The 21974-nt window shown below is 72.4% G+C and carries 21 protein-coding genes and 2 riboswitches; of the genes, 10 read left to right on the top strand and 11 right to left on the bottom strand.

Annotated elements, in window-relative coordinates; genetic code table 11:
* Positions 1-33: 33 nt before the first annotated feature.
* A riboswitch (SAM riboswitch) is annotated at positions 34-125 on the bottom strand.
* A gap of 160 nt (positions 126-285) precedes the next feature.
* A riboswitch (SAM riboswitch) is annotated at positions 286-400 on the top strand.
* 56 nt (positions 401-456) lie between these two features.
* Together OG218_RS08285 and OG218_RS08290 are read left to right on the top strand one after the other, a co-directional pair.
* Positions 457-1803: an aminotransferase class V-fold PLP-dependent enzyme gene (locus OG218_RS08285; protein ID WP_328292735.1), complete on the top strand. Its 1347-nt coding sequence runs from the start codon at positions 457-459 to the stop codon at positions 1801-1803.
* Between the two features lie 83 nt (positions 1804-1886).
* Entirely contained in the window at positions 1887-2261 is a 375-nt protein-coding gene (locus OG218_RS08290; RefSeq protein ID WP_328292736.1) for a rhodanese-like domain-containing protein, read from the top strand.
* 26 nt (positions 2262-2287) lie between these two features.
* On the opposite strand, the gene OG218_RS08295 is transcribed toward OG218_RS08290, so the two are convergent.
* Positions 2288-2521 (bottom strand): hypothetical protein, encoded by a 234-nt coding sequence (locus tag OG218_RS08295; RefSeq protein WP_328292737.1) that lies wholly within the window; start codon positions 2519-2521, stop codon positions 2288-2290.
* A 77-nt stretch (positions 2522-2598) separates the two neighbouring features.
* Between OG218_RS08295 and OG218_RS08300 the strand changes: the two genes are divergently transcribed.
* Together OG218_RS08300 and OG218_RS08305 are read left to right on the top strand one after the other, a co-directional pair.
* Positions 2599-3642: an LLM class flavin-dependent oxidoreductase gene (locus OG218_RS08300; RefSeq protein ID WP_328292738.1), complete on the top strand. Its 1044-nt coding sequence runs from the start codon at positions 2599-2601 to the stop codon at positions 3640-3642.
* Between the two features lie 8 nt (positions 3643-3650).
* Entirely contained in the window at positions 3651-4901 is a 1251-nt protein-coding gene (locus OG218_RS08305) for an NtaA/DmoA family FMN-dependent monooxygenase (protein WP_328292739.1), read from the top strand.
* On the opposite strand, the gene OG218_RS08310 is transcribed toward OG218_RS08305, so the two are convergent.
* Entirely contained in the window at positions 4885-5847 is a 963-nt protein-coding gene (locus OG218_RS08310; RefSeq protein WP_328292740.1) for an ATP-grasp domain-containing protein, read from the bottom strand. The genes OG218_RS08305 and OG218_RS08310 overlap by 17 nt on opposite strands.
* Before the next feature lie 133 nt (positions 5848-5980).
* Between OG218_RS08310 and OG218_RS08315 the strand changes: the two genes are divergently transcribed.
* The 3 genes from OG218_RS08315 (at position 5981) to OG218_RS08325 (ending at position 8542) form a co-directional block, all read left to right on the top strand.
* Positions 5981-7075 (top strand): oxygenase MpaB family protein, encoded by a 1095-nt coding sequence (locus tag OG218_RS08315; RefSeq protein ID WP_328292741.1) that lies wholly within the window; start codon positions 5981-5983, stop codon positions 7073-7075.
* 72 nt (positions 7076-7147) lie between these two features.
* The gene (locus tag OG218_RS08320) at positions 7148-7438 is read left to right on the top strand and encodes a GNAT family N-acetyltransferase (RefSeq protein ID WP_328292742.1); all 291 of its coding nucleotides are present in this window, start codon (positions 7148-7150) and stop codon (positions 7436-7438) included.
* 18 nt (positions 7439-7456) lie between these two features.
* Positions 7457-8542: a LacI family DNA-binding transcriptional regulator gene (locus OG218_RS08325; RefSeq protein ID WP_328292743.1), complete on the top strand. Its 1086-nt coding sequence runs from the start codon at positions 7457-7459 to the stop codon at positions 8540-8542.
* A gap of 24 nt (positions 8543-8566) precedes the next feature.
* On the opposite strand, the gene OG218_RS08330 is transcribed toward OG218_RS08325, so the two are convergent.
* The 5 genes from OG218_RS08330 to OG218_RS08350 form a co-directional block, all read right to left on the bottom strand.
* A complete protein-coding gene (locus OG218_RS08330) occupies positions 8567-9907 on the bottom strand; it encodes an ABC transporter substrate-binding protein (protein WP_328292744.1) in 1341 nt (446 codons plus the stop codon).
* Between the two features lie 55 nt (positions 9908-9962).
* Positions 9963-10868, bottom strand: a complete 906-nt coding sequence (locus tag OG218_RS08335) for a carbohydrate ABC transporter permease (RefSeq protein ID WP_328292745.1) — start codon at positions 10866-10868, stop codon at positions 9963-9965.
* Positions 10861-11826: a carbohydrate ABC transporter permease gene (locus tag OG218_RS08340; RefSeq protein WP_328292746.1), complete on the bottom strand. Its 966-nt coding sequence runs from the start codon at positions 11824-11826 to the stop codon at positions 10861-10863. The genes OG218_RS08335 and OG218_RS08340 overlap by 8 nt, the downstream gene beginning before the upstream one ends.
* Before the next feature lie 87 nt (positions 11827-11913).
* On the bottom strand, positions 11914-13098 hold the full coding sequence (locus OG218_RS08345; protein ID WP_328292747.1) for a Gfo/Idh/MocA family protein: 1185 nt from the start codon (positions 13096-13098) through the stop codon (positions 11914-11916).
* Positions 13095-14156, bottom strand: a complete 1062-nt coding sequence (locus OG218_RS08350) for a Gfo/Idh/MocA family protein (RefSeq protein ID WP_328292748.1) — start codon at positions 14154-14156, stop codon at positions 13095-13097. The genes OG218_RS08345 and OG218_RS08350 overlap by 4 nt, the downstream gene beginning before the upstream one ends.
* A 153-nt stretch (positions 14157-14309) precedes the next feature.
* On the opposite strand from OG218_RS08350, the gene OG218_RS08355 reads away from it, so the two are divergent.
* Positions 14310-15359 (top strand): LacI family DNA-binding transcriptional regulator, encoded by a 1050-nt coding sequence (locus OG218_RS08355; RefSeq protein ID WP_328292749.1) that lies wholly within the window; start codon positions 14310-14312, stop codon positions 15357-15359.
* Here OG218_RS08355 and OG218_RS08360 read toward each other — a convergent pair whose 3' ends face one another.
* Positions 15360-17291: a serine/threonine-protein kinase gene (locus tag OG218_RS08360; protein WP_328292750.1), complete on the bottom strand. Its 1932-nt coding sequence runs from the start codon at positions 17289-17291 to the stop codon at positions 15360-15362.
* A 152-nt stretch (positions 17292-17443) separates the two neighbouring features.
* Here OG218_RS08360 and OG218_RS08365 point away from each other — a divergent pair, with 152 nt between their 5' ends.
* Complete coding sequence (locus OG218_RS08365; RefSeq protein WP_328292751.1) at positions 17444-18895, top strand: alpha,alpha-trehalose-phosphate synthase (UDP-forming); 1452 nt, start codon at positions 17444-17446, stop codon at positions 18893-18895.
* Positions 18892-19671, top strand: a complete 780-nt coding sequence (gene otsB / locus OG218_RS08370) for a trehalose-phosphatase (protein ID WP_328292752.1) — start codon at positions 18892-18894, stop codon at positions 19669-19671. Before OG218_RS08365 ends, otsB begins: the two co-directional genes overlap by 4 nt.
* 30 nt (positions 19672-19701) lie before the next feature.
* Here otsB and OG218_RS08375 read toward each other — a convergent pair whose 3' ends face one another.
* From OG218_RS08375 to OG218_RS08385, 3 genes are all read right to left on the bottom strand, one after another.
* Positions 19702-19962, bottom strand: coding sequence for a hypothetical protein (locus OG218_RS08375; protein WP_328292753.1), 261 nt, complete (start codon positions 19960-19962; stop codon positions 19702-19704).
* Positions 19963-20022: 60 nt separating this feature from the next.
* Positions 20023-21207, bottom strand: coding sequence for a cation:proton antiporter (locus OG218_RS08380; protein ID WP_328292754.1), 1185 nt, complete (start codon positions 21205-21207; stop codon positions 20023-20025).
* A 69-nt stretch (positions 21208-21276) separates the two neighbouring features.
* A complete protein-coding gene (locus tag OG218_RS08385; protein WP_328292755.1) occupies positions 21277-21759 on the bottom strand; it encodes a cation:proton antiporter regulatory subunit in 483 nt (160 codons plus the stop codon).
* Positions 21760-21974: the final 215 nt, after the last annotated feature.

Genomic DNA, 21974 nt, shown 5'->3' on the forward strand with positions numbered 1-21974 from the left:
ACGCGTCAGGAACATCGGTGGGGCGCATCACGAACTCCATCGGCCTGGCTTTAGCACCCTCGCCCGGGCTCGGGGGGTTGCTGCGGCGTCGTCGAGCCAGGACTCTCGGCCGCTCTGGATGGTGTTCACCGAATGTAGACCGGGGTCGACGCGATCCACAAGTGCTGTTCCGGGGTTCCCCCGAACGGAGGAACTACCCGACACGTGGGGTTCTGGAGGGAGTTCCGACGGGTTCGCGACACGCCGATCTTGCTCAGCGGGGTCCGACGTGACAACCTCAGCGCAGGTCATGAGCGCCAGCGACAAGCCCCGGCTCGCTGGCCGGCAACCCTCCCTCCGCGGCGGGGTGCCCCGGGTGACGACCTGGTCGACGCCGCAGTGGCGCCGGCAAGCGCGGACCTCGCCGGGGCGATCCCGGTCCTCCCGGCAGGGTCCAGTTCCTCCAGGAGACTCCTCGTGACGCTCAGCACCCTCTCCCCCCTCCGCTGCCCGGCGCCCGTCGCGCCGCTGCTGCCCGTGGTCGGCCGGGACACCCGCGTCCCGCTCGCCCAGGGCGGGTCGACCACCTACGCGAACCTGGACAACGCCGCCAGCGCACCCGCCCTCACCTCGGTCGCCACCCGCGTCGCCCAGGTCCTCCCCCACTACGCCAGCGTCCACCGCGGCGCCGGGTACCTCTCGCGCGTCTCCACCGCCCTGTTCGAGCAGGCCCGGGCCGAGGTCGGGACCTTCCTGGGGGCACGCCCCGACGACGTCGTCGTCTTCACCCGGAGCACGACCGACGCGCTCGACCTGCTCGCCCGGGCGGTCCCGCAGGGCTCCAGGGTCCTGGTGGCCGACGTCGAGCACCACGCGAACCTGTTGTCGTGGCAGCGCTCAGCCCTGACCACGGTCCTGCGCGGCGGGTCGGACGCGGAGGAGACCGCGACGCTGCTGGAGGCCGAGCTCGCCCGCGGCGGGTACGCGCTGCTGGCCGTCGCCGGTGCCTCCAACGTGACCGGTGAGGTGCTGCCGCTGCGTCGGCTGGCCCGGGCCGCGCACGCGGCCGGCGCCCGCATCGCCGTCGACGGGGCGCAGCTGCTCCCCCACCGCCGGGTGGACCTCGGTCGCGACGGGATCGACTGGATCGCGCTGTCCGGGCACAAGCTCTACGCCCCCTACGGAGCGGGCGCGCTCGTCGGTCGTCGCGACTGGCTCGACGCCGCTGATCCCTACCTCGCGGGTGGGGGCGCCACCCTCGACGTGCGCCACGACGCGGTGCGGTGGGCCACCGGGCCCGACCGCCACGAGGCGGGTTCCCCGAACGTGCTCGGCGCCGTCGCCCTCGCCCAGGCCTGCAGCACGCTCGCGACGCTGGCCCCCGGAGCGCTCGAAGCGCACGAGGAGGCGCTGCGCGAACGGCTCGTCGGCGGGCTGACGGCGCTGGCCGGCGTCGAGGTCGTGCGCCCGCACCCCGACGACGCCGTGGGGGTCGTGACCTTCACCGTCCCCGGTCGCTCGGTCTCCGAGGTCGCGGCCTTCCTCTCGGCCGAGCACGGGATCGGTGTGCGCGACGGACGGTTCTGCGCCCACCGGTTCGCCGACTCCCTCGGTCTGGCCGACGGCGGTCTGAGGGTCTCCACCGGGGTCGGAACGGGATCGGCCGAGGTCGAACGGCTGCTGGCCGCGGTCGAGCAGTTCGTCGGTGCCGGGCCGGAGCTCGAGTACGGGATCGTCGCGGGGCACTGGGGTCCCACGACCGACGCTCGCCCGGAACCCGCGTCCTTCCTGCCCGCGCCCGGTGCGGACGCGGACCTGGGGTGAGCACCTCGCCGACGCCTCAGCCAGCAGCGACGACGGACTCGCGCGATCGCCGGGGCCGACCGCACGAACCGAGGAGACACGACGTGAGCGACACCCCCGCAGCACCCCAGGCACCGCTCGTCGACGCGGAGACCGCCGGGCGCGCCGTCGCCGCCGGTGCGCTGTTCGTCGACGTCCGCAGCGACGCCGGGCGGGCCGCCGCCGGCGACCTGCCGCAGGCCGTCGTCGTGGCCAAGACCCAGGTGGCGGAGAAGTTCGCCCTCGGTTCCGACACCGCGCTGGCGGAACTCACCGGGAAGGACCAGGAGATCGTCGTGATCTGCGGTTCCCCCGCGGGCTCCGGCCCCGTCACTGCCGAACTGCTGGCGGCCGGCTTCACCGACGTCGTGCAGGTCGACGGCGGTTTCCCGGCCTGGAAGGCCGCGGGCCTGACCGTGGGCGAACCCGCCCAGACCTGATCCACCCCGGTCGACGGGACGGGACGTCAGGGCATCGGCTCGCTGCTGGGCCGGGACCCGTCGCCGATCCCACCACGTTCGGCCTCGGCGAAGAGCGCGCGCAGCTCCCCCTCGAACTGCGGCCAGCTCAGCTCACCGGGGGCCGGCTCGTCGTCCAGCGGCGACCAGGCGTACCCCCACTGCCCCTGCCCCGCGATGGCCAGTCCGGCCACGATCGACGACACCCAGTGCGCCAACAGTTCTCGTACCCGGTCACGCATGGTCGCCTCCTCGTCGATCGGTGGAGAGCACTGTGACACAGACGACGGCTGCCGTACCCACCACTCAGGAGATTTCCGTGCCGCCCCCCTTCCACGTGTTCCTCGACGTCGACGGCGGCGGGTGGCACCCCGCGGCCTGGCGCCGCTCCCGGGTCTCCCCCGACGCCGTGTTCTCCCCCGCGCGGTTGAAGGAGTTCGCCGTCACCGCGCAGGCCCAGGGCCTCACGGGACTCACCTTCGAGGACTCCACGCTGCCGGACCCCCGCAACCCCCACGGACACCTGGACGCGGTGCAGCGGGCGGCCTTCCTCGCCGGGACCACCGACACGATCGGTCTGCTGCCGGTCGCCGCGACCACCTACTCCGAACCGTTCCACGTGGCGGCGCAGATCGCGTCGCTGGACCACTCCAGCGCCGGCCGAGCCGGCTGGATCGCGACGACGTCCACCCCCGCCGTGGCCCGGACGGTGAACCTCCCCGTGCTCGACGACCCGCAGGCGGAACTCACCGACGTGGTCGGGGCCGTACGGAGGTTGTGGGACTCCTGGGAGGACGACGCGGTGGTCCGCGACGTCGCCACGGGACGCTACGTCGACCGCGACCGGTTGCACCACGTCGACGTCGTCGCCACCAACTTCTCGGTCAAGGGCCCGCTCACCGTGCCCCGTCCCCCGCAGGGGCAGCCGGTCGTGGCCGCCCACGAACGCGACCTCCTCGACCCGGGCGTGGTCGACGTCGTCCTCACGGGCAGCGAGCGGACCCGGCGCAGCGCCGGTGGTCCGCTGGTCGTGCTCGAGGTCGAGTTCGCCCTCGACACCGCGGCCGCCTCGGGTGCGCAGCGGGTCGAGGCGCTCGACGCCGACGCCCCGGCTCCCGCACGGGGCCGGCTGCGCTGGACGGGGTCCGGTGAAGGCTTCGCGCGGTACCTCTCCGGTCTCGCGGGTTCCGTCGACGGTGTCCGGCTGCACGCCGCCGTCCTCGACGAGGACCTCCGCACGCTGCTGCGCACCACGTTCCCCGCCCTGCGCGTCGCCCGGCTGCTGCGACCACCCGCCGCCGGTGCGACGTTGCGCACCACCCTCGGCCGTCCCCGGCCGGTCAACCAGTTCGCGACGGCCTGAGGAGTCCCGTGACCGACCTGCGCTACCCGAACGCCGTCGTCCACTTCGGCGTCTTCTTCCAGGGCGTCAACCACAGCACCATCTGGTCGGACCCCCGCAGCGGTTCCCAGATGAACCACTCCACCTTCACGCAGCTGATCCGGACCGCCGAACGCGGACTGCTCGACGCGTTCTTCCTCGGCGAGGGCCTCCGCCTGCGCGAACAGCGGGGCAGGATCCACGACCTCGACGTCGTCGGGCGACCCGACGCGCTGACCGAACTCGCCACGCTGGCGGGTCTGACCGACCGCATCGGTCTGGTCGCCACCCAGAACACCACCTACAACGACCCCGCCGACCTGGCCCGCCGTCTCGCGTCCCTGGACGTCCTCTCCGGTGGTCGCGCCGCGTGGAACGTCGTCACGACGGACAACGCCTGGACCGGGGCGAACTTCCGCCGGGGCGGCTACCTCGACCACGCCGACCGCTACGAGCGGGCCGAACGCTTCGTGAACCTGGCCCGACGGGTCTGGGACAGCTGGGACGGGTCGGAGTTCGCTCCCGTGGACTCCGACGACGGCTTCTTCGACGTCGAGATCGCCCCCACCGTCCCCCGCAGCCCGCAGGGTCATCCCGTGATCTTCCAGGCCGGCGACTCACCCACCGGCCGCGACTTCGCCGCCCGCTCGGCCGACGTGATCTTCTCCGCGCACGGGAGCGACCGCCACGACGCGCTGGCGTTCGCCGACGACGTCCGCCGCCGCGTCGTGGCGGCGGGTCGCCCCGAGGACGACGTCCTCACCTTCCCGGGGACCCAGATCGTCGTCGCCGACACCGAGGGCGAGGTGGAGGAGAAGGCCCGTTGGGTCCTGGAGCAGCAGGTGACCCCCGCGCCCGCGCACGACCCCGTCATCGCGGACATCGACGGGACCCGGGGCGCCGCGCGACAGGGTCACGACCCCCGGGCGATCGCCCAGGAGTGGCGCCGGGTGGCGGAGGAGAACAAGTTCTCGCTGCGCGAACTCGTGCTGCACACCTCGGCCCGGCGCGGTTTCGCCGGTACGGCCTCGCAGTTGGCCGACGAACTGACCCTCTGGGTACGCAGCGGCGCCAGCAGCGGGTTCAACGTCACGCCGTTCCTCGTCCCCAGCGGCCTGGACGACATCGTGGACCAGCTCGTCCCGGCCCTGCAGGAACGGGACGCCTACCCGACCGCGTACGTCGGGACCACGCTGCGCGAGCACCTGGGTCTGCGACCTCCGCTCACGCGTCGCCGCTGAGAAGCCCGCCGAGGTAGCGGGCGATGGCGCCGGGACCCGACACGGGGGCGACGGCCTCGACCGCGGGGTTGTAGTTGGTGTTGGTGTTGATGTCGTAGGTGACCGTCCGCCCGTCCGCCGTCTCGAGGAACTCGATGCCGGCGATCTCGACGCCGGCCGTCCGCAGCAGGTCCTCGTAGCGGCGGACGAGCGGGTGGTCTCCGGTGATCTCCGTGCGCAGCGCGAACGGGACCACGCCCGGCACCTCGCACGCGTCGGCAGGGCACAGTTCGAAGCTGCCCGCGGAGGTGTCCACGCGCACCGCGTAGACGAAGCGCCCGCCCACGAACTCGGCCCGGGTGACGAACGGTTCGGCCGAGCGGAGGAACTCCTGGAGCAGGGTGATCCCGTCGACCGGTTCCTCGAACTCCGGCGAGGCCACGTGGGCGTCGAAGTCCTCGTGGGAGTCGAAGCGCCGGACACCGAGGCCCTTGCCGCCCTGGTTGTGCTTGGTGATGAACGGCACCTGCAGTTCCCGGGAGCGTGCCGCCAGGTCCCCGCGGCCGAAGACGGCCAAGGTCCGGGGTACGTCGAACCCGTTGCGGCGCAACAGCGCGTGCTGGGCGACCTTGCTCACCTCGAGCTCGACGACGTGGGTCCCCCCGACGACCCGGCGTCCCCAGCCCTCGAGCCAGGCGAAGAAGGCCCGGGTGAACTCCTTGGTCTGCCCGTGACCTCGGGTGTGCGCGGACGCGCTGAGCCGCGACCAGTAGACGCCCGGGGCCGGTTCGGCGTCGAGGTCCAGGGACCCGTCGGTCAGCAGGACCTCCTGGAACGGCACGCCCTCGGCGCGGAAGGCGGCCTCGAAGGGCGGGAACCACCCTGGGTTCTCGTGCACCACGTGGACGCGTGGCCCGGTGTCGGCCGTGGAGGTCCAGGCGCTGGTGGTCTCGGTCACGGTGGACATGGGCGTCCTCCTGCACTCGTGGGCGGTCGGCCCGGTGTCCCGGCGGCGTGTCCGGAACGAGCCGTGCTGCTGCGGCAACGGTACGACGAGGGCCGGCGGGCGCAGGAGGCGTTCAGGAGGCAGAGTCAGCGGGGTGAGGACCTCCAGCACTCCGCCGACCTCCCCCGCCCTCCCCACCGAGGCGGACCTCGCCGTCGCGGCGCACCGTTCCGACCCGCTCGCGGACGCCCTCGCCGACCGGGTCCTCGCCGATCCCACCGGCTGGCGACGCTTCGACGAGGCGTTGCGCCACGGCGCCGACAGCGCCGTGGACCCGGCTGTGCACGACCTGGTGCTCGACCTCGAACGCACCTGCGCCGCAGCCGACGACGAGGTCCTGGACGCGGCGGCCGAACCGACCTTCACGGCGTCGATGGGCGTCCACGTCTTCGACGTCGGGGCGGGAGCGCTCATCAGTTCCTACCGGCCGCCGACGACGTCCACGATCCTGGTCCGGACGGGGCGGCTCCTGGGGGAGAACGCCCACGCCCGGCTGCTGGAGACGGCGCAGTGGCTGACGGCCGCGTCGCTGCCCGGCGGGACCCGCCCCGGCCGGCGGGGTTTCGTCTCCACCGCCCACGTGCGCCTCGGCCACGCCGTCGTCCGGCGCCGCGTCCAGCGCGAGGACCCGCCCGCGGACGGGACCGTCCCGATCAGCCAGCTGGACCAGCTCCGCACCTGGCTCGACTTCACCTACGTCGCGCCGCAGTCCGCCGCGGTGCTGGGCATCGACCTCACCCCTGCCGAGTACGCGCGCTTCCTCCGCTTCTGGCGCCACCTCGGAACGCTGCTGGGGGTCGAACCGGGCCTCACGGCGGGAGTGGTCGACCTGGCCGGTGCGCGCACCCTGCACGACCGGATCGACGCCCGCACCGCGGCGCCCAACGACGACGCCCGCGCCCTCACGGCCTCGGGCCTGACCGTGCTGGCCACCACGCTGGCCGAACTCACCCCGATCCCGGCGCTCGTGGCGACCCCCCTCGTCGAGGTGGTCTCCCGGGCCATGCAGGGCGACCCGCTCGCGGACGCGCTGGGCATCCCGCGGCACCCGCTGCTGAGCCGGGCGGTGCCGGTCGTCGCCGCCGTGCAGCGGGCCCGTCGCGACCGGCTGCGGCGCAACCCCACGGCGTGGGCCGCGGCCATCGCGCGAAACACCGCCGCCAACCGGGAGTTCCTCGACGCCGGGTGACGGGAAGCGCCGCGGGCGCGGTGACGTTCGCACCACGGGAACGAGCACGACCACCGAGCACAGGAGGACACCGTGGCAACCGTCGACGACCTCGTCGTCACCCACGACGAGCAGGCCCACCGCTGGGAGGGCCGCCTCGACGGCCAGGTCGTGGCGTTGGCCGACTACGTCCCGCAGGGCTCGTCGATCGCGATGGTCCACACCGAGGTCGTCCCGGCCCACGAGAACGAGGGACTGGCGACGAAGGTCGTCGACGCCGCGTTGGTCGACGTCCGGGCGCGCGGGTTGCGCGTCGTCCCGGCCTGTTCCTTCGTCCGCCTGCACGTGCGGCGGCACGCCGAGGAGTACGCCGACATCCTCTGAGGCCCCCCGCACGGGAGGATGTGGCCCGTGACCCCCGATGCGCCCCGTCGACGTGCCCGCAGGTCCCGTCCCGACGGGCCCGTGACCCTCGACGACGTGGCCCGCGAGGCCGGGGTCTCGTTGGCGACGGCCTCACGCGTCCTCAACGGCAGTTCCCGGGTCGTCGGTGAGGCGCTGCGCGAACGCGTGCACGCCGCGGCCGCGCAGCTGGACTACAGCGCCAACGCGCAGGCGCAGGCGATGGCCCGGGGCCGCTCGGGAGTCGTCGGTCTCGTCGTCCACGACATCGCCGACCCGTACTTCTCCTCCCTCGCCGCCGGGGTGACGGCCCGGGCCGAGGCGTCCGACGTCATCGTCACCCTCGCCGTGACGGGAGGCGATCCCGTGCGAGAACTGCAGCACGTCGCGACGCTGCGCCGGCAGCGCGTCCGGGCCGTGCTGCTGGCCGGGTCGCGCTGGGCCGACGAGGAGTCGACGGACGCCCTGCGCGCCGAACTCGACGCGTTCCGCGCCAGCGGCGGGCAGGTGGCGGCCGTCACCCAGGACGTGCTGGGGGTCGACACCGTCCTCATCGACAACGTCGGCGCGGCGCGACGTCTGAGCGAGGCCATGGTCGGGATCGGCTACCGCGAGTTCGTGCTGCTGGAGGGCCCCGAGGACCTGCTGACCGCACGGGAGCGGACGGCGGGGTTCCTGGCCGGGCTGAGAGCGCACGGGATCGAACCCGTCGCGCACCTGGCGGGCCCGTTCACCCGCGACGGGGCCTACGCGAGCACCGAGGAGTTCCTGGCCCGCGGTCCGCTCCCCCGGGTGGAGGGGCGTCGTCCGCTCCTGATGGCCGCGAACGACGTGATGGCCGTCGGTGCCCTCGCGGCCGCCCGCGACGCCGGCGTCGACGTCCCCGCGGACCTCGCGATCTCGGGCTTCGACGACATCCCCACCCTGCGCGACGTCGCCCCCGCCCTCACCACCGTCCGCTTGCCGTTGCGGGGCATCGGCGAGGCCGTCTTCGACCTCGTCGTCGCCGACGGGGACGGGCCGCTGCGCCGGGAACGGTTCGAGGGCGAGGTGCTCGTCCGCGCCAGCACACCGCCACAGACGTGACGGTGTGCCGGCACGGACCGGCCCTCAGAGCATGCCCGCCGCGGCGGACACGACCTTCTTGGCGGCGTCGGCCGGGGTGCTCCGCCCGAAGATCTGCTCGGTCGCGATCGTGGAGTAGTCGGTGCTCCACGACGACGCGTTGGCCGGGGTCACCTGCGGCGGGTCGACCAGTTCCGGGGTGATCGCCTGGGTGAACTCCAGGGCGATCTTGGCCTGCGGGTCCAGGACCGGCTTGATGTCCTCCTGCACGGACGGGATCGCCGGGACCCCCCGCTCGGTGGTGAGGATCTTCGTCGCGGCGGGGTTGGTGAGCACGAAGGAGACGAACTTCGCCGCGTTCTCGCTCTGCTTCGAGCGCGCGGAGATCGACCAGTACATCGACGCCTTGTTCACCATCTTCGGGGACTCCCCCGCTGCCTTGGCGGGCAGCCGCAGCAGCTTCAACTCGTTGCCGCTGGCCGCTGCGAACGCCGAGATCTGCGTGTGGAAGAGCAGGTGGAACGCCGCCCGGTTGGTGGCGAACAGCGAGGCGTCGAGCGCGGCGGTCGAGTTCTCGCTCTGCATCGCGGCCGGCGGCGTCGCCCCGGAGGCGATGAGGGCGTCGGCGTACTCGAAGAAGTTGGTGACGGTCGCCTCGTCGGCGGGCTTCTCGTCGTCGCGGGGGAAGACCTCCTGGCCGCGCTGGCGGGCCCAGACGGCCACCTCGTTGGTGCCCACCCCGAACCCGTCGAAGCCGAAGACGCCCTGGGCGCTCAGCTTCGAGGAGATCTGGGTGGCGAGGTCGGCGAACTCGTCCCAGGTCCACTTGGTGTCGTCCGGCATCGCCACGCCGGCCTGCTCCAGCAGCTTCGGGTTGACCCCGAAGGAGTAGTTTCCGGTGCCGATGGGAGCACCGACGAACGTCTTGTCCACCATGCCGGTGTCGCGCACCTTCTCGTCCATCGCCGACAGGTCGAGCTGACCGGAGACGGAGCCGAGGTCGAGCAGGGCGCCCCGCGTCCCGTAGGCGGCGATGTAGGACTCGTCCATCTGGATGACGTCGGGCGAGTCGTTCGCGGCGGTGCCGGTGGCGAGCTTGTCCCAGTACGAGGTCCACTCGGAGTTCTCGACGGTGACCTTGATGCCCGGGTTGGCCTTCTCGAACTCCGCCACCGCCTGCTGGGTGAGCTTGAGCCGGGAGTCGTTGCCCCAGGTCGAGACGCGCAGGGTGCCGCCGCCCCCGGAGGCCTGCGAACCGCCGGAACTACCGGGCGCGCAGGCGGCGAGGGCGGCCAGCGACCCGACGGCGGCGAGGCCGGTGACGGCCTGGCGCCGGGACGGACCCCGGTGCGGGGTGGGAGAGGTGTTGGTGTCCGCGTGGTTCATGTCAGCGAGGCCATTCTCGTCGAAGGTGCGCGGGTAGGAGCGGTCGTGCGGACGGTCACTTGCCACCGGTGGTGGAGATCCCCTTGACGAGGAAGCGCTGACCGAAGAGGAACACCACGAACAGCGGGACGAGGGTCACGATGGACATCGCGAACATCGCTCCCCAGTTGCTGCCGCTGGTGGCGTCGAGGAACTGCTTGAGCGCGACCGGAACGGTGTAGGCGTTCGGGTCGGTCAGGTAGATCAGGGGGGTGAAGAAGTCGGACCAGGTCCAGATGAACGTGAAGATGGCGGTGGTGGCCAACGCCGGCCCCATCAGCGGGATCATCACGCGCAGGAAGATGCGGCCGTGTCCGCAGCCGTCGATGCGGGCCGCCTCGTCGAGCTCCCGCGGGATGCCGCGGATGAACTGCACCATGAGGAAGATGAAGAACGAGTCGGTGGCCAGGAACTTCGGCAGGATCAGCGGGACGAACGTGTTCACCCAGCCGAGGTTGTTGAACAGGATGTACTGCGGCACCAGGACGACGTGGACCGGGACCATCACGGTGATGAGCATGACGGCGAACCACAGCGTCTTGAACCGGAACCGGCAGCGGGCGAAGGCGTAGGCGGCCATGGAGCAGGCGAAGAGGTTCCCCGCGACGGCCCCGACGACCACGATCGCGGAGTTCACGATGTAGTGACCGAAGGGCTGCGCGAGGGCCGTCCAGCCGCCCGTGTAGTTGCTGGTGATCAGGTCGTTGAGCCACAGCCCGGGGGTCCGGAAGATGACGTCCGTGGGCCGGAACGAGGACACCAGCAGCCACAGCAACGGGTAGATCATGATGACGCTCACGGCGATCAGCACCAGGTGCTTCACCACCGAGCGGGCGTTGCGGGACGCACGTCCCGCACCTTCCACGGGCTTCGGCCCGTGGGTCGCGACCTCGGGAGAGGCGGTCTCCTGCAGTTCAGTCATCGTAGAACACCCAGAACTTCGAGAGGAGGAAGTTGACGGCGGTCAGGACACCGATGATGAGGACCAGCAACCACGCCATCGCCGCGGCGTAGCCCATCTGGAACTGACCGAAACCCTTCTGGTACAGGTACAACGAGTAGAACAGCGTGGAGTCCGCCGGACCCCCGGTGCCACCGGAGACCACGAAGGCCTGGGTGAACGACTGGAACGCGTTGATCAGCTGCAGCACCAGGTTGAAGAACACGATCGGCGACAACAGCGGAAGGGTGATCCGCCGGAACCGGGTCCAGCGGCTGGCACCGTCGACAGCGGCGGCCTCGTGGTACATGACGGGGATCTGGCGCAGGCCGGCCAGGAAGATGACCATCGGCGAACCGAACGTCCAGACGTGCAGCAGGATGATCGTCCACAGCGCGTAGCTCGGGTCGGAGACCCAGCCCGTCGTGGACTGGATGCCCACGGCCCCCAGGATCTGGTTGACCAGGCCCTCGGTGCCGAACATCTGGCGCCACAGCAGGGCGATGGCGACGGAGCCACCCAGCATCGAGGGCAGGTAGAAGATGGAGCGGTACAGCGCCAGACCGCGCATCCCGCGGTCCAGGACGATCGCCACGGCCAGGGCGAACCCCAGCTGCAACGGCACCCCGACGACCACGTAGATCAACGTGACCTTCAGCGAGTGGTGCAGACGCGAGTCGGTGAGCATGTCGACGTAGTTCTGCACGCCGATCCACTCCGGAGGCTGCAGCAGGCTGTACTTCGTGAACGAGAGGTACAGGCTGGCCAGCATCGGGCCGATGGTGATGACCACCAGGCCCAGGAACCACGGGGCCAGGAACAGGTACGCGGCCTTGTTGTCGCGGCCGTTCTCGCGCCGCAGGGCGGCCTTCTCCTCACGGGTCCGGGGACGGTCGCCCCGGGCGGTCCGGATGTTGGAGAGTTCGGAGATCGCGCTCACCGCGGCGGCCTTCCGCCGTGGGGTCCATCGAACATGGGAACCACCTTCTCGGTCGTCGTTGAGTCGAGGGGGTGTTGCGGGTGGAGACTACGCCGGAGCGGACCGGCCGGAACCCAGCCGCGCCGAGACCTGCTGCGCGGGAAGTCCTCCGTCGAGGCTGCGGTAGAACTCCAGGTCGGGGGTCAGGTCCTGGCGGGCGATGCTGGTGCCCCCGAGAGCCGACGCGTAGAGCGCCGTCACGAACTCCATCGTCGGCCGCGTGCTGGCCAGGGTCGTGGCGTGCGGGCGACCCGCGAGCAGGTCGTTCACGAGTTCGTCGATCTGCGCCGCGTGCTGCGAGGGCCGGTCCACCCCCGCCGACGCCGTCCACACGTCGGTGCCCCCGTCGCCCCCGGCGGAGTTCCCACCGGCAAGTTCCGGATCGCTCCCGTTGGCGGCGACCCGGTCGGCGCCCGGCAGCGGGAACCAGGACCAGTCCGCGTCGGAGTAGCCGTAGAGGTGGTCGACCTCGAGGGTCCCGGCGGTGGTGTCGATCCGGATGCGGCTGACCTCCTTGGGCGAGAGCAGGCTCGTCACGACCGAGGCCCGCGCACCGTTGGCGAAGGTGACCGTCGCCATCGCCACGTCCTCGAACTCGACCGGACGGGCGATGCGGGCGGCCGTGGCGTTCAGCGTCGTCCACTCCCCCATGAGGTGCAGGAGCAGGTCGATCTGGTGGATGCCGTGCCCGAGGGTGGGGCCACCCCCCTCGCCGGCCCAGTTCCCCCGCCACTCGGGGTCGAAGTAGCTCTCCGGGCGGTACCAGAGCGTCTCGCACACGGCGACGCGCGGAACCCCCAGCGAGCCGTCGGCCAGCAGGCGGTGCGCCCGCTCGGCCCCGGACCCGTGCCGGTGCTGGAAGACGACGTAGACCGATCCCGTGCTGGCCGCCTCGGCCTGCGCGATGAGGTCCATGTCGGCCAGGTTGACCGTCGGCGGCTTCTCGAGGAGGACGGAGACCCCGAGTTCGAGCAGGGCCACGGTCGTCGCCGTATGCGAACCCGGTGGCGTGCAGACGGAGACGAGCTGCACGTCCTGGGCGACGAGGTCGGCCAGGCTGTCGCACGCGGCAGCGCCGAACTCCTCGGCGAAGCCCTTCGCCGACGCGGGGTTCACGTCGTGGGCCGCCACGAGCTGCACCCGGGGGTTGGCCGCGTAGGCCCGCCCGTGCGAGCGGGCGATGCCCCCGCAGCCCACGACACCGACCCGCAGGGCTCCCGGAACGGCGCTCACGCCGCGAACCCCTTCAGCGTGGCGTTCTGCTGCGCCGTGATCGCGAGACGCATCACCTCGAACGTGTGCCGCTGCGGGCAGGCCGTCTCGGTGCGGTGGCGCACGTCGTGCACGAGGGCCGGGTAGTACGGGAGTTCGACGTCGGAGCAGTCGATGCGTTCGGTCGTGCTCCCGTCGACGAGGAAGAGGTGGTCGCCCCCTTCGCGCCCGGCGAGGTCGACGTACTTGCGGAGTTCGATGAACCCCTCGGTTCCGAGGATCGTCGTGCGCCCGTCCCCCCAGGTGGGCAGACCCTGGGGCGTGTACCAGTCGACGCGCACGTAACCGTGGGCCCGTTCGGCGGCCAGGGTCAGCTCGCCGAAGTCCTGCATCCGGGGCGAGTCCTCGTGGGTGTAGTTCGCGACGGTGCTCGCCACCACCTCGGCGGTCTCGGACCCCGTGTAGAAGAGGAACTGGTCGATCTGGTGGCTGGCGATGTCGGTGAGGATCCCGCCCGTGCGGACCCGGTCGTAGAACCACGCCGGCCGCCCCGCGCCCCCGGCGAGGTGGGCGCGGTCCCCCTCGCGGTGCGGACCCAGCCCGATGGTCTGCACGACCTGGCCGATGCGACCCGCCTGGACGAGTTCGCCGGCCTTCACCGCGCAGCGGACCTCGAAGCGTTCCGAGAACGTGACCGACCAGAACCGGCCGGACTCCGCCACCGCCTTCTCGACCTCGTCGAGCTGTTCGAGGGAGATGCAGCCGGGTTTGTCGGCCACGACGTCCTTGCCGTTGCGCAGGGCCGTCACGGCGATCGGCCCCCGCCGGTCCGGGACGGCGGCGGTGACGATCAGGTCGACCGAGGGGTCGGTCAGGAGCTGATCGGGGTGCTCGGCCCAGGGGACGTCGGGCCAGCGTTCCGCGACGCCGCGGGCGATCGCGGCGTCGCGGTCGTCCGTGGCGAGACCCACGAGTTCGCAGCCCTGCGCGAGCAGGCCCGCGATCTGACCGAACGCGTGGGCGTGGTCGAGCCCGACGGCCGCGAAGCGCACGGGCCGGTCTTCAAGAGATGTGCTCACCGTTGACCTCATCTGTGGAAGCAGTGCGGACCACGAAAGTGATCGATAATCTTCGTTGACTTCGAGTACTGTAGTTATCGATCACTTCGGGTGTCAACGATGACGCTCGACGGATCGACCACTCGATCCGCAGCACCTCCCGAGAGGCTGACCATGACCCAGGAGATCTCGCCGGTGCGCAAGCGGGCGACCATCTACGAAGTCGCGGCCCTGGCCGGCGTCTCGCACCAGACGGTGTCGCGCTACCTGCGCAACAACGGCGGCCTGAAACCCACGACGACGGAGAAGGTCGCGGCGGCCATCCAGGAACTCAACTACCGCCCCAACCTCATCGCCCGCTCGATGCGGACCCGCCGGACGGGACGGGTCGCGTTCCTGCTGCCGACGACCACGGCCACCCCCGCCCTCCCGCTGCGGCTGATCTCCGAAGCGGTGGGCGTGGCCCACGGCGCCGGCTACACCATCGACCTCATCGGTCGTGAGGGGTCGGCGGGCGAGCAGAGCGAGCGGGTCCAGGAGATCGCCGACTCCGGCGAGTTCGAAGGGATCCTCGCCCTCGGCACGGGAACGCAGGCGCCCACGCCCACGTCGGCCACCCCCGTCGTGACTATGTCGACCTACGACGCGGAACTGCGCGGCACGGGTGCCCTCGCCGACGGCACCGCCTGCGGGGAGATCGTGCGGATGCTGGTGGGTCTGGGACACCGGCACTTCCTGCACGTCAGCGGCCCGCTCACCTACACCTCGGCGCGCAACCGCCGCCAGACCTTCCTGGACGTCACCGCCGAGCTCGGGGTCGAAGCCACCGTCTTCCTGGGCGACTGGCAGGGCGAGTCGGGCTACGAGGCCATCGCCACCCTCCCCCGCGACAGCCCCGTCACCGCCGTCGTGGCGGGCAACGACTACTCCGCCATGGGCGCCATCCGCGCTGCGACGCAACGGGGGTGGCGGGTCCACCGCGACCTCAGCGTGTTCGGCTGGGACGACAACGGGCTGGGCCGGTTCTGCACGCCGACCCTCTCGACCGTCGCGAACGACCTCGAGCGGCAGGGCCGGGAGGCCATGGAGCGGTTGATCGCCCTGATGCGCCACGAAGAACCCCCGGCAGCGGACCCCCGGTCGCTGCACCGGGTCCTGCCGCGCGAGTCCGTCGGGGTGGCGCCGACGAGACGTCCCCGCCTCCGCGCCGTCCCGCGCTCCTGATCAGTTGAACCAGTCGAGGGGCGAGGAGGACAACGGGCGCCAGTCCGGCGCCCCGCCACCGAGGACCATCAGGGCCGCGGCGAAGGCGATGAGCAGCAGCACGCCGATGGCGACGCCCGTCTCGCGCTCCCCGCGCAGGGTGCTGCGGACGGCCTTGCGCGCGCCGCGCTGCAACGACCGGCCACCGGGGCCGTGCCAGGCCACCAGCGTCCCGGCGAGACCACCGAGGGCGAGGGTCCAGGAGCTCTGGTAGTCCAGGGCCGCTCCCCGCCCGAAGGTCCCGACGATGAAGACGACGCTGATGCCCACCAGCAGCGGGATGATCGCCGAGAACACCGTGGAGACGGCCGCGCGGAACGCGTGCCACGGGGTGGCCGCACCGACGGCGAGGGCGTCGGTCGCCCGGGGGCCCGCCTCCCACCGACGACGGAACAACCCCGCCGCCGCGCGGTCCACGGTGCGGGCGACCGTGCCGCCCACCAGCGAGACGACCACGGCCGTGGCGGGCGCGACCGCGAACACGCCGACGAGGGCGAGCAGCGCGGCGAAGATCGTCCACGAACGTTGCGGGCGCGCGGGCTGACCGTTCGTCCCCGTCGGCGCCTGCGCGGCGGGCTGCGCGTTCGGGTACGGCTGGTTCGGGTACGGCTGGTTCGGGAACGGCTGGTTCGGGTACGGCTGGCGGTTGAGGACCCCGGGACCGGGCACGGTGGGGATCCACCCGGGCGGGGCCTGCTGCGCCGGCGGGTAGGTCGGCGCGGGCGGGTGGGCGAAGGGCGCCGTCGGCGGTGCGGGCTGCTGCGGCGGCAGGACGGTCGTGGACTCCGCGGGCGCCTCCCGGTGCGGCGCCGGGGCCTGCACGCGCGGCAGGGCCGCGGTCTCGTCGGCGATCAGCGACTCGAACCGCGACGGCGGCGCCGCCGGGCGGGAGGGGTCGGGAGCGGGGACGGCCGTGGTGGCCGCGACCGGATCGACGCGGCCCTGGCTGCCCGTCGTCGCGCCGTCGAGCGCGCGCAGCAGCGCGTCCGGGTGCGGCCGGTGGGCGGGGTTGACCGCGAGCGCCGCGAGGATCGGGCCGCGCAGGTCGGCGGGCACGGCGGAGAGGTCGACGTCGGCGCGGCGGACGCGGTCGAGGACGACCTCCATCGGGCCGGACCCGTAGGGCGGGCGACCGCTGGCGGCGTAGGCGACGGTGGCGGCCCAGCCCCACCAGTCGGTGGCCGGGGAGACGAGTCCACCGGCGACGACCTCGGGCGAGAGGTAGCCGGGGGTCCCCATGACGAGGCCGGTGGAGGTGAGCCGGACGTCGTCGGCGACGTGGGCGATGCCGAAGTCGATGACGACGGGGAGGCCGTCGAGGAGGAGGACGTTGCTGGGCTTGAGGTCGCGGTGCACGACGCCGGCCGCGTGGATGGCGTGCAGGGCTTCGGCGAGGCCGTGGCCGAGGTCGCGCAACCGGCTGCCCTGCAACGGTCCCCGGGTCTGGACGACGTGCTCGAGGGAGGGGCCGGGCACGTAGCGGGTGACCAGGTGCGGCCACTGCCCGTCGACGTCGGCGGAGAGCACCTCCGCGACCCGCGGCGAGCGGACGCGTTCGAGGGTGGACACCTCGCGGGCGAGGCGCTGTCGGGCCTGCGGATCGGCGGCGATGTGGGGTTTGAGGACCTTCAGCGCCACGGCGCGGTGCTCGTCGTCGAGTCCGAGGTAGACGATCCCCATGCCGCCCTGGCCGATCTCGCGGTCGAGGCGGTACCGGCCGAGCTTGTCCCCGGGTGAGGGTGCGTAGGCGTGCGGACGCCACGTCTGCTGGGGGGTCTGCTGAGGGGTGTGCTCGACGCGGAGCCCCTCGACCGCGCCGTCGGGGCCACCCGCGCCGGGCCCGACGGCGCGGGTCCGCGCGTCGCCGGAGGAGTGCGGGTAGGGGGTGACCACGTCCCCACGGTACGGCAGGGACGGGCTCCGGCCAGGGTGTGCACCGCTCCTCCACACGGTGGTGACCGGCCGGTGATCGCGATCACGACGGGTGTTCCGGCCCGGGTCCCGGTAGGGTCCGGCGGAGAGCAACCCACGAGGAGGATCACCCCATGGCCGGCGATTACGACCTGGTGGTGGTGGCCAACCGGCTTCCCGTCGACCGTGTGGAGGAACCGGACGGCTCGACGTCGTGGCGCCGCAGCCCCGGCGGTCTGGTGACCGCCCTGGAACCCGTGATGAGGCGTGAGGACGGCGCCTGGGTGGGCTGGGCGGGGACGCCCGGGGACCCACCGGAGCCCTTCGACGCCGAGGGGGTGCGTTGCGTGCCGATCGGCCTGTCGGCCGAGGAGGTCCAGGACTACTACGAGGGCTTCTCCAACGGCACGCTGTGGCCGCTCTACCACGACGTCATCGTCGCGCCGGGCTACCACCGCAGCTGGTGGGAGGCTTACGTGCGCGTCAACGAGCGCTTCGCGGAGGCCACCGCGGCGCAGGCCGCGGAGGGTGCGACGGTCTGGGTCCAGGACTACCAGCTGCAGCTCGTCCCCCGGATGCTGCGGCGACGTCGCCCGGACCTGTCCATCGGGTTCTTCAACCACATCCCGTTCCCGCCCTTCGAGATCTTCGCGCAGCTGCCGTGGCGCAAGGCGATCATCGACGGCCTGCTCGGCGCCGACCTCATCGGCTTCCAGCGGGCGGCGGACGCGAACAACTTCACCCGGGCCTGCCGTCGCGCCTCCAACCTGCCGGCGCGTTCGGGCCGGATCCGGCTCGACGCGGAGGGCGGGCGCGAGGTGCGGGCGGCGTCGTTCCCCATCTCCATCGACTTCAACGCCCTGGACGAACTCGCCCAGCGCGAGGACGTGAAGGCGCGGGCCGCGGAGATCCGCCGTGACCTCGGCAACCCCGAGCACGTCCTGCTGGGGGTGGACCGCCTCGACTACACCAAGGGGATCCTGCACCGCCTCAAGGCGTTCGAGGAGCTCCTGGACGACGGCGGGGTCAGCGTGGAGGAGGCCTCGCTCATCCAGGTGGCGACGCCGTCGCGCGAACGCGTCGAGCAGTACATCCAGCTGCGCCAGGACGTCGAGGTCACCGTCGGGCGCATCAACGGCACGCACGGGACCATCAAGAACACCGCGGTGCACTACCTGCACCACTCCTACGGCCGGGAGGAGATGGCGGCCCTGTTCCTGGCGGCGGACGTCATGCTCATCACGGCGTTGCGCGACGGCATGAACCTCGTCGCGAAGGAGTACGTGGCCGCCCGCCACGACGAGCGCGGGGTGCTGGTGCTGAGCGAGTTCACCGGCGCGGCCGACGAGCTCGGGCAGGCGTTGATGGTGAACCCGCACGACATCGACGGTCTGAAGGACGCGATCGTGCGGGCGTTGCGGATGTCGCCGCGGGAGGCGGGTCGCCGGATGCGGGCGTTGCGCCGTCGGGTCGGGGACCACGACGTGCAGCGCTGGGCGGCGTCGTTCCTGCAGGCGCTGGCCGAGCACCGCACCACCGAGGCGTCGGAGTCGGTCGCCGCGGCGGCCGAGGGGGCGGTGTCGTGAGTCCCTCCCCCGAGGTCCTGACGTCGCTGCGGGAGTTCGCCGCCCGCGGGCGCGTGCTGGTGGCCCTGGACTTCGACGGGGTGCTCTCCCCCCTCGTCGACGACCCGTCGGCCGCGCGGCCGTTGCCGGAGGCGAGCGCCGCGCTGGAACGACTCGTCGCGAGCACGGACGTCGCGCTGGTCTCCGGTCGCGACCTGGACGACCTGCGGGCGTGCGCGAACCCGCCGGCCGGGGTGGTCCTCGTCGGGGGTCACGGGACCCAGAGCTCCCTCGAGGGTGCCGCCGGCGGTCAGAGCCTGAGCGGGGCGGAGACCGATCTGCTGCAGCGTCTCGGGGCCGCGCTCGACGAGATCGCCGCCGGGCGCGACGGGGTGCACGTCGAACGGAAACCGATGTCGGCGGTGCTGCACACCCGGCGCGCCTCCCGGCCCGACGCCGAGTCCGCGACGCAGGCGGCCCTGGCCGGCCCGGCGACGTGGGACGGCGTGCACGCGTTGCGCGGCAAGGAGGTCGTCGAGCTCGGGGCGGTGGAGCTGGGCAAGGGCGCGGGGCTGCTGCGGTTGCGCGAGCGGCTCACCGGCGAGGGCCCCGCGGTCGAGGCGGTGCTGTTCGCGGGCGACGACGTGACGGACGAGAACGCGTTCACGGCCCTCTCCCCCGAGGGCGGGGACCTCACGGTCAAGGTCGGTGACGGCGAGACCGCCGCGGTCCTGCGGGTGGGCTCGCCGGTCGAGGTGGCCGAGCTCCTGAACGCGCTGGCGGACCTGCGTCCCTGAGCGCCCGGCGCTCGACGGCTCCCCGGGCGCTCAGCCCTCGACGACGCTCGCGAAGGCGTTGAGGGACTCGATGCGCGAGACGTCCACGTGGTGCACGGGTTCGTTCTCCCGCAGCGATCCGCGCACCGTGACGATCCCGCCCTCGACGCCGAGGACGAGGCCCTGGACCTTGTCACCGCTCACGGTGTGGATGGTCACCCCGGGGTTGTCCCCGTCCCCGGGGGCCCAGGTCTGCGCCGCCTGCGCAGCCGCGGTCAGCAGACGCACGAAGGTCTCGGTCGCGGGGTTCACCCGACCACCCTCCCACCGCGCGGACGTCGCGGACAGTCCCCCGGAGCCGTTCTGGCAGGGTCAGCGGGCGGTGGTGGCGGCGCGTTCGCGCTGGCGACGCACGTAGGCGCGGGCCCACGGGTCGGCGAAGCGGGCGAGCACCGGTCCGAGGACCGCCATCGCCAGCACGTAGGCCGCGGCGAGCGCCGCGAGCCGGGGGTCGACCCCGGCGGCCGTGGCGAGACCGGCGATGACGATCGAGAACTCGCCCCGGGGGATCAGCGCGGCCCCGGCCCGGATCCGACCCGGGATCGCGATGCCGGCGCGCTTGGCCGCGACCCACCCGGTGACGAGCTTGGTCAGGACCCCGACGACGACGAGGGCGAGAGCCGGCAGCAGCACGGGCGGCAGGCTGCTCGGATCGGTCGAGAGGCCGAAGGACACGAAGAACACCGCGGCGAAGAGGTCGCGCAGGGGTTCGAGGCGCTGGTGGGTCTCCTGCTCGAGGTCGCTGGAGAGGCTGATCCCCAGCAGGAACGCACCCACGGCGGCGGAGACGTGCAGCTGTTCGGCGACCCCCGCGACGAGCAGCGCGAGGCCGAGGACGCGCAGCAGCGTCACCTCGCTGGAGCCCGCCGAGACGAACTTCGAGATGAGCGAACCCCAGCGCAGCGCGACGACGAGAGCGACGGCGAGACAGGCCAGCGCGATGAGGACGGAGCCCGTCGCCTCCCAGACCCCGGACGCGGCGAGCACGGCGGTGAGGATCGGCAGGTAGACCGCCATGCCGAGGTCCTCGAGGACGAGAATGCCGAGGATCGAGGGCGTCTCGCGGTTGCCGAGGCGGCCCAGGTCGGCGAGCACCTTGGCGACGATGCCGGAGGAGCTGACGGCCGTGATGCCGAACATGGCGAGCGCCCCGACGGGCCCGAAGCCGAGGAGCAACCCGAACGCGGCGCCCGGCAGGCCGTTGAGGAACAGGTCGAGGACGCCGACGGGTGCCTGTCGGCGGAGGTTGCCGAGCAGGTCCCCGGCGGAGTACTCCAGCCCCAGGAGCAGCAGCAGCATGACGACGCCGATCTCGGAGGCGGCGTCGAGGAACGCGTCGGGCGCGTTCAGCGGGATGACACCGCCGGCCCCGAACGCCAACCCGGCCAGCAGGTAGAGCGGGACCGGGGAGATCCCCAGGCGTCCGGCGAGGCGACCGACGAGACCGAGCCCGAAGATGACCGCACCGAGCTCGATGAGCAGAGCAGCGGTGTGCACCTGTCGAGTTCCGTCCTTCCTCAGATCGCGTCGTCCGCACCGGGAGGGCGCGGGGTCGTCCGGGCCGCGTCAGCCCTGGTGCAGCAGTTCGGCGGTCGCCCGGACCCCTTCCTGGGTCCCGACGACCACGATCTTGTCACCGGAGAGGAACGCCTGGGACGGCGCCGGCGACGGCGTCACCTCGCCGTTGCGCACGAGGGCGACGACGGAGGCGCCGGTGCGACTGCGGATCGCGGCGTCGGCCAACGTCTTGCCCACGTAGGGCGAACCGTCCTCGAGGTAGATGCCCTCGGTGGCGAGGCCTTCGATCTGCTCGCGCAGCCGGGCCAGTCGCTCGATGACCCGCGGCTGCCCGAGCAGCTCCGCCAGCACCTCGGCCTCGTCGCCGTCGAGGTCGATCACGGCGTGGCAGGCGTCGGGGTCGTCCTGGGAGTAGACGAGCAGCTCGCGCTCGCCACCGCGGGTCGAGATGACGCCGATGCGCCGACCGCGAGCGGTGGTGAAGTCGTGCCGCAGGCCCACGCCCGGCAACTTGGTCTCTTCCAGGTCCACGATCTCAGTGTCCTCCACGATCGCGGGAGCCGACGACCAGGGCGCCAGCTGTCCCCCGGACGCCACGCCGTCGCGACGTCCTGCTCTCACAACACCGTGTGACGTCCAGAACATCCCGCGACGTTCGGGCGCGCGGCCCTTGCCCTCTCCCGGTTCGTCGTGCATGATCCGAGCACCGCGACGGAGCGACCCCTTCCTCCTTGGACCCGGCAGTG

Origin of the sequence: Kineococcus sp. NBC_00420, assembly GCF_036021035.1 — a bacterium.
GTDB lineage: Bacteria > Actinomycetota > Actinomycetes > Actinomycetales > Kineococcaceae > Kineococcus.